The 3197-nt window shown below is 74.4% G+C and carries 3 protein-coding genes and 1 pseudogene; all 4 read left to right on the forward strand.

Annotated elements, in window-relative coordinates:
- Nucleotides 1-574 (forward strand): annotated as a pseudogene (locus KBX53_RS27280) (beta-ketoacyl-[acyl-carrier-protein] synthase family protein); the annotation flags it as partial.
- A 161-nt stretch (nucleotides 575-735) separates the two neighbouring features.
- Nucleotides 736-1182 (forward strand): beta-ketoacyl synthase chain length factor, encoded by a 447-nt coding sequence (locus KBX53_RS27285; RefSeq protein WP_309140865.1) that lies wholly within the window; start codon nucleotides 736-738, stop codon nucleotides 1180-1182.
- On the forward strand, nucleotides 1179-2795 hold the full coding sequence (locus KBX53_RS27290) for a class I adenylate-forming enzyme family protein (RefSeq protein ID WP_210862406.1): 1617 nt from the start codon (nucleotides 1179-1181) through the stop codon (nucleotides 2793-2795). The genes KBX53_RS27285 and KBX53_RS27290 overlap by 4 nt, the downstream gene beginning before the upstream one ends.
- Nucleotides 2792-3197, forward strand: a 406-nt coding sequence (locus KBX53_RS27295; RefSeq protein WP_309140866.1) for a beta-ketoacyl synthase N-terminal-like domain-containing protein, incomplete at its 3' end; no start/stop codon positions are given. The genes KBX53_RS27290 and KBX53_RS27295, both read left to right, overlap by 4 nt.

Consider the following 3197-nt stretch of genomic DNA (forward strand, 5'->3'; position numbering starts at 1 on the left):
GTTCAGCGCCGGCCGGCGGGGGCTGTTGCTCGGCGACGGCGTGGCCGCGGTCGTGCTGGAGTCGAGCAGCGGCCGACGACGCGGTGGCGCCGATCCGGTGGCCACCGTGGCCGGTTGGGGACGGGCCGGTGACGCGTTCCACCCCTGCCAGCCGGAGCCCGGCGGCACCGGGCTGGCCCGCGCGGTCGGCGGCGCGCTGCGCCGGGCCGGGCTGACACCGCAGGCCGTCGGTTACGTCAACGCCAACGCCACCGGCACCGCGCAGAGCGACGCCGCCGAGGCGGCCGCACTGCGCCGGGCCCTCGGCGGGCGCGCCACCGAGGTCCCGGTCAGCTCCACGAAGTCGGTGCACGGGCACGCGTTGGAGGCGTCCGGGCTGCTCGAACTGGTGGTCACCGCCCTCGCGCTGCGCCACGGTGAGCTGCCGGTCAACGCCGGCTGGCGGGGCCCCGACGAGGCGTGCCCACTCAACGTCATCACCACCGCTCCACGCCGCACGACGGCAACCCACGCCCTCACCCTCAACGCCGCCTTCGGTGGCGCCAACACCGCGCTCCTGGTCGGCGTCGGATGACCGCCGCCAACTCCCCGCGATCGTGCACTTTCTGTCCCGACGAATCCGACCAAGCGCCCGAAACGACGACCGAAACTTCAAGATCGCCGGGGGAGAGGGCGAGGGCGAGGGCGGGGGAGCGGGCGAGGGCCTGGTGGCCGGAGGTCGGGGACGAGGGCGGCGTGGCGGGGGTGCCGGGGTTCGTGCACTCGGACTTCGCGCCGGTGGTGGTGGCTGTCGCCGAGCGGTGCCTACGGCGGGGGTACGGCACCCAGCAGGTGCCACCCGAGGTGCGCACGGGGATCGTGCTGGTCAGCGCCAGCGGCGACCTGGCCAGCGCCCGACACGTACGGGCGACCGTCGAGGCCGGCGGGCGGGTCGGCCCGCTGTTCTTCTTCCAGTCCGTGCCCAACAGCGTCGCCGGGCACATCGCCGCCCGGTGGGGCCTGCGCGGTCCGGTGGTCTGTCTCAGCCCGACCGGCGACCCGTACATCGACGGTGTCGCCGAGGCCGACCTGCTACGCGACGACGGTGACGCCGACGAGGTGTTGCTGATCCTGATCGAACAGGCACCCGACGGGCCGACCGAGGCGGTCGCGGTGCTGCTGGGGGGAGGAGCACGACCATGAGGAAACGGGGACTGCGCGGCGCACTGGCCGCCGACACCGAACTGGGGGCGGGCAACGTCCTGGCCCGGGTGCTGGCGCACGGCGCCGACCCGGACGGGCCCGGCCTGACCTTCGACACCGCCGTCGACGGGCACCCCGCCGAGACGCCACTGACGCTGGGGCGGCTCGACGAACGGGTCGCCGCCCGCGCCGCCTGGCTGCACGAACACGGGGTACGCCCCCGCGACCCGGTCGCCGTCTGGGCCACCGCCGCCGCCGACATGGTGCTCAGCTTCCTGGCGCTGGCCCGCCTCGGCGCGATCCCGGCGCTGATGAACGGCAAGCTCCGCCCGGAGATCGCCGCCGAGTACATCCGCCGTCTGCGGGGCGTCGGGGTGTTGGCCGACGACGCGCACACCGCGCTGCTGGCCGGGCACGACCTGGGCGTGCCGCTGCTCGGCACCCCCGCGCAGGCCGGCACGGGCGACCCGGCCGCCGCGCCGGCGCACTACCGGCACCACCCGGACGACCCGATCGTCATCACCCACACCTCCGGGACGACCGGGGTGCCCAAGGCGGTGCTGCACTCACACGCCAGCCTCTTCGCGGCCACCCGGCACCTGCTCACCATGCCGCAGGCGCAGGGCACCACCCGGATCCTCAACGCGTTGCCCGCACCGCACACCGCGACGGTGCTGATGGTCAACCAGGCGCTGGGCAACCGCGCGCAGATGTTCCTGCTGTCCGAGCAGGGCGGCGAGCAGGTGCTGGACGCGATCCAACGCTGGCGCCCCGACGGGGTGTTCGGCTTCTCGGTCACCTGGGCGGAGCTGGCCCGCTTCGACCTGTCCGGGTACGACCTGGACTCGGTGCGGCTGTGGTTCAACACCGGCGACGCCTCGCACGAGCCGCACATCCGCCGCCTCGTGGCGGTCGGTTGGCACGACACCGTCACCCGTGACGGGGTGGCGAAGGTGCCCGGGTCGGTCTTCATCGACGGGCTGGGTTCCAGCGAGATGGGGCACTCGATGTTCCACATCACCCACCGCGCCGACACCGACCGGTACGGCCGGTGCATCGGCCGCCCGTACCAGTTCGCCACAGTCGCGGTGCTCGACGCCGACGGTGAGCCGGTGCCGGTCGGCGAGGTGGGTTTCCTGGGCATCGACTCGCCGTCGCTGTTCCGGGGCTACTGGAACGACTCGGTCACCACCTACCGCTTCCGCCAGCGCGGCTGGTACCTCACCGGTGACCTGGTTCGCGCCGACGCCGACGGCCGCTACTACCACCTGGACCGGGCGGTGGACTCGGTCGACGCGGGTGACGGGCGGCGCTTCTACACGGCGCTGTCCGAGGAGCGGATCCTCGCCGCCTGCCCGGACGTCACCGACTGCACAGTGGTGATCGTCGCCGAGGCCGGGGTGGTGGTCACCGACGTGCTGCTGGAGTTGGCCGCCGGTGCGGACGAGGCGCAGGACCGCACCGAGCGGGTCCGCGCCGCCCTCGGTGCCGACGTCGGCGCCACCCTGCGCCGGGTCGTGCCGGTGCGCTCCGCCGACATCCCGGTAACCGTGACCGGCAAGGTCCGCAAGGTGGTCCTGCGGGAGCGCTACCTCACCGAGGCGCGTTCGTGACCGCGCTGATCACCGGGATGGGACTGTTCACCCCGGTCGGGCGGGGGGTCGAGGAGACCTTCGACGCCCTGACCACCGGCCGGTCCGGGCTGACCCGTCCGGCCGAGGGGCACCCGGCGCGGGAGTCGCTGGATGTCGCCGGCGTGCTGCCCGACATCGACCCGCGTACCGTCGCGTCCGGGCCGGAGGCCCGGGTCCTGGACCGGATCGTCGTGCTCGCCCTGATCGCCGCCGCCGACGCCCTCGCCGACGCCGGCATCGAGGTGGGCCGCGACGTCGATCCCGACCGGATCGGTGTGATCGTCGGCGGGGTCGGCGGGATGGCCACCCTGGAGTCGCAGGTGCTGGCCCGCGCGGCCCGGGGCCGGGCGGCGGTCAGCCCGTACCTGCTCACCGGGATCC

The sequence above is a fragment of the Micromonospora sp. M51 genome (genome assembly GCF_018070305.1).
Classification (GTDB): Bacteria; Actinomycetota; Actinomycetes; order Mycobacteriales; family Micromonosporaceae; genus Micromonospora; species Micromonospora parva.